Source organism: Okeania sp. SIO2B9 (assembly GCF_010672505.1).
Lineage (GTDB): Bacteria > Cyanobacteriota > Cyanobacteriia > Cyanobacteriales > Microcoleaceae > Okeania > Okeania hirsuta.
Genome location: NZ_JAAHGK010000693.1, coordinates 1 through 4090, shown reverse-complemented (window position 1 = coordinate 4090; position 4090 = coordinate 1). Strand labels below are relative to the sequence as shown.

General features: G+C 34.2%; 3 protein-coding genes. 1 reads left to right on the top strand and 2 read right to left on the bottom strand.

Features of this window, described 5'->3' with window-relative positions:
• Window positions 1-50 precede the first annotated feature (50 nt).
• The gene (locus F6K13_RS21745; RefSeq protein WP_124146146.1) at window positions 51-278 is read left to right on the top strand and encodes a DUF2949 domain-containing protein; all 228 of its coding nucleotides are present in this window, start codon (window positions 51-53) and stop codon (window positions 276-278) included.
• 599 nt (window positions 279-877) lie between these two features.
• Here the strand turns inward: F6K13_RS21745 and F6K13_RS21740 are convergent.
• Entirely contained in the window at window positions 878-2035 is a 1158-nt protein-coding gene (locus F6K13_RS21740) for an alanine--glyoxylate aminotransferase family protein (protein WP_124146147.1), read from the bottom strand.
• A 900-nt stretch (window positions 2036-2935) separates the two neighbouring features.
• Window positions 2936-3166 carry a DUF5340 domain-containing protein gene (locus F6K13_RS21735; protein ID WP_124154993.1) on the bottom strand — a complete coding sequence of 77 codons (231 nt, stop codon included), beginning with the start codon at window positions 3164-3166 and terminating at the stop codon, window positions 2936-2938.
• Window positions 3167-4090: the final 924 nt, after the last annotated feature.

Here is a 4090-nt window from a genome sequence, read left to right as displayed (position 1 = left end):
AACAAGAGTTACAAAGAGAATGGTGTCTGAAAAATAGGAGGTAAAGAAAAATGACACCAAATAATTATGCTCGCTTTATTCATTTCTTGAAAGATGATTTATCTATTTCTTCAGCTTCTATAGCAGTTGCAGAAAGAGCTAGTATTAGTTCAACATTAGTAGATCGTAAACCAGACTTCAGTGCTTTTCCAATGATTTTATGGCAATATGGTTTAGTTACTCTAGAGCAATTAGATAAAATATTTGATTGGCTAGAAACCACTTATGATTTCAACTAAATGCCAGAATAATCTAAGTATTTCCTAGGTCATGCTGCGCAAACAGCCATCAGCTATTAGCTATCAGCTATTTTTTGAGCTTGATTTAAACCCTATATTAAGGGTTCTTATTAAGCCATAATCCAGTCATAATTAAATCTTACAAAAGCAGGTTCTTTTAACCTGAAAGTCTATATTCATTTAAATACTTCCTTCAGGAGGGAGTCTTATTGCCCTAAGCTGACAACTAATAGCTGAATAATTACAGAATACTTACAGAATAATTACTAGAAATAATCAATTTAACTCTAGTTCAGAACTCAATTTAAAATCAAACTTAAAATCTATTCTATTATTAAACCTTGAAAATAACGGTTCTTCAATATGTAGCTAGCGTTAGATTATCAAAATAATTGGGTCGTGTCACCCCACCTTTTAAGGCAAAAAATTTTTGGAGAGTTGCTCACATCCCCGTTACAAAAATAACTTCTGACTTCTGACTTCTGACTTCTGAATTATGACTTCGTAAATGGGGTGGAGGCGGGTTCATCTAAATTGGTTAAGACTCATTAATTTAACGTAGAACCCGCCCCTACTATTGCAACATTTTAGATGTTAAATTATGACTCAGCTAAAACTCTAGAAGCAGTAGCTACACCTGCTCCTGGAGTAAAAGCTTCATATCCCAACTCTCGCAAAGCAACTTCTAATGCAGAGATAGCGGTGAGAATATCCCGTTCGCTGACAAAACCCAAATGTCCAATACGGAAAATTTTCCCTTTCAAGTGGTTTTGTCCACCAGCTAAAGCAATATCAAAACGCTTATTTACAATAGTCCGTATTTTTTCTGCGTCTACTTCTGGTGGAGGAGCAACTGCCGTAATAGCAGGACTAGCTACTGCATCTGGCCCAAAGAGGGGCAACCCTAAAGCTTTGACTGCTGCACGAGTCGTACTCATTAAACGTTGATGCCGAGCAAATATATTTTCTAATCCTTCAGCTTGCATCATCCTAAGTGTAGCTTGCAAGGCAAAGAATAAATTTACTGGTGGAGTAAAAGGTGTAGTATTTTTAGCTGCATCTTTACGATACTTACCCAAGTCAAGATAGTAACGTGGTAATTTGGCCGTTTCATATGCAGTCCAAGCTTTAGCACCTACTGCTACAAAAGCTAAACCAGGGGGTATCATATAACCTTTCTGAGAACCTGAAGCAACAACATCAAGACCCAACTCATCTATTGGTATATTGACTGCCCCAATGCTGGTGACGGCATCTACTATAATTAATGCTTCGCCATGAGCTTTAACATAACTATTAATAGTTTCTAGGTCATTGAGAACACCTGTAGAAGTTTCACTATGGGTAATAATAACCGCCTTGATTGTTTTCTCTTTATCTGCTTCTAGTTGTTCACGAAATTTTTCTGAGTCCAGAGGTTGGCCCCATTCTGCTGTGATTTTTTCTACTTGGAGACCATAGGCCGTAGCTACTTCTGCCCAGCGATCGCCAAATTTACCATTACATCCACATAATACGCGATCGCCTGGACTGAGAAAGTTAATGATACCTGCTTCCATGGCCCCAGTTCCACTAGATGCTAAAATTAGCACATCATTTTTGGTTTGATGTAGCCATTTGAGGTTTTCTGTCACCTCGGCCATAATTTTGGAAAAGTCACCACTTCTATGGCCTATTGGATGTTTAGCCATAGCTAGTAAGGCTGTTTCTGGTACTGGAGTAGGTCCGGGAATCATTAACATTAGTTTATCATTCATTATTTCTATTCCTTTGTTTTGTGTTACTTGAGTTAGTTTATATGTTTATTGATTGAGAAGCATTTCATTGAAAAAACTTATTTTTTCTTTAAGATTCCAAAGTTGGAATCTTTTTGTTATTTTGGGAGTTATTTAATTTTAATTATTTTTTTTTGAGGAAATTTTTGATTTTTCTTTCTATAGAATTTACATTTAAGATATTAACGGATAATTCAATGCTTGAAGCAACTATTTATCTGGTAAAAGTTAGAAGTTATAACTAACCACAAAGTTTTTGTTGTTAGAGTAATGGTTTTGAATGGTTTCACAAATTATTGCCGAAATACTAACTGTATTAACTGCTCCTAATCATTCCCAAAAACTTTACATTGAACAAATCTATCAATTGTGAGACCCCTAAGAATGGTATTTATTAGTTAGGTAGACTAAATCAATAATTGATAATTACTTCTTCTAATTAGGGTTTGCTGAAAAAGTCTTTTAGTAGGGGTAGGAGACAGGAGAAAACCCACCCCTCGCCCCTCCCCCTCCCAGGAGGGGAGGAATGGGAATGAGCGAGGAGGTAGGAGTAACAATTGTAAGAATGATTTTTCTACCCAACTATGCGCCTAAAATACGCTCCTTTTTGAGCGTTTTAGACTGGAAACCAGGCACTTTTTAAAGGCCCCAAAAAGGCTAAAACCTTTATTTAGCAGTGCTTTGAGATTTAATCAGCAGAGAAATAATTAATGAATGATTGTTAATTAATTATCTATTGTTAGTTTTATTCTAGGTCTTATTTAGTGAAGTTATTAATTGCCAATTCTACCTTTGGATTTTCAAAAGTCTTAGATATTAATTTTTGAATATTATCAAGTTCATAAATACCTTTTTTTTAGCTTGCCCTAATGCACTTAATATTTATTTTTCTGTTTCATTGAGAGACCATTGATATTCAATTGGTAAATTTGCTTGCTTGCAACTTTCTTCAAATTGTTTTTGTAGTGCTAAAGCTTTTCTCACAGTTACAATAAGTTCCCGTGCTTTTTCGTGCTGCTTTGTATTATAGTCTACTGCTAAAATTGTCTTTTTTTCTAATAACTGAAGTAGCAATTCATAATGAATACGGGAGGGAACTGGTATTGCTTCCATAGTTTTATTTCTAACGGTTTACAGATTGATTGATTATGCTATGTGGGAACTTGAACAACAAATAGAAATCAGAGAACTACTGCATTAGTAATTATTCTTGAAGAAGGAACAAAAAAAAGTTATGGGAATTAAAACCCCAAATAATTGTAGACACCGTGGGTAAAGCTAGGATATTAAACCCATAAGTGAAAAGATAATTAATATGAACATAAATCACTATAGCTATCCTAGTGCTGCTACGTGGAAGTCAAAATTCAAAAGTCAAAAGTATTGATTGGTAAGGCTTTTAGGATTTTGTAACTGGTTAGTTATTTCTGCCATTCTGCACTAGATAGAATATGAACATTAGCTATATATCAAGAGAAGTAACCATCAGTATTTCGATCACTAACATTTGTTTAAAACCTATTTAGTACAGCTATATAAATCACTTGCTGTTTGCGGAGCATTCCTTTTGGAAAATGCTGACTGCTGAATTGCTGTTTGTGGAGGATTCCGTTAGGAAACCCTTTTTAAAACAAGAGCACTGAATAAAATATTTTTTCTCCTTTCGAGTTTCAAGGAGAGGGTTGAAAATTTAATTATTCAGTAATTTTTTTGATAATTCTATCGTCTACAGTTTTTATCTGAAAAATTGTCAATATCTAATCTAAATCTAAAAGCCTATATTTTTAAAAGTTTGAGTTAACCTGTTATAGCAGAAGGAAGAAAAAAAAGAAGGAAGAATAAAAATTTTGTGTTGTCTAAGTTTTAAGTTTTTGATATGTCCTAACTTTTGCTTCGACTGCTAGACTCTTTCAACAATTAACAATTAATAATGAACAATAACTTCTCCTTAAGATTATAGAATTGACTAAAATATTTTTTTTCTTTTCTCTCCTTGTAGACCGACAAACTTTTGTACAGTAAAGTTTTCCTTTACTG

Excerpts from the sequence above, each read along its gene's own strand:
- F6K13_RS21745 (WP_124146146.1), top strand. The coding sequence starts at position 51 with ATGACACCAAATAATTATGCTCGCTTTATTCATTTCTTGAAAGATGAT.
- F6K13_RS21735 (WP_124154993.1), bottom strand. The coding sequence starts at position 3,166 with ATGGAAGCAATACCAGTTCCCTCCCGTATTCATTATGAATTGCTACTT.
- F6K13_RS21740 (WP_124146147.1), bottom strand. The coding sequence starts at position 2,035 with ATGAATGATAAACTAATGTTAATGATTCCCGGACCTACTCCAGTACCA.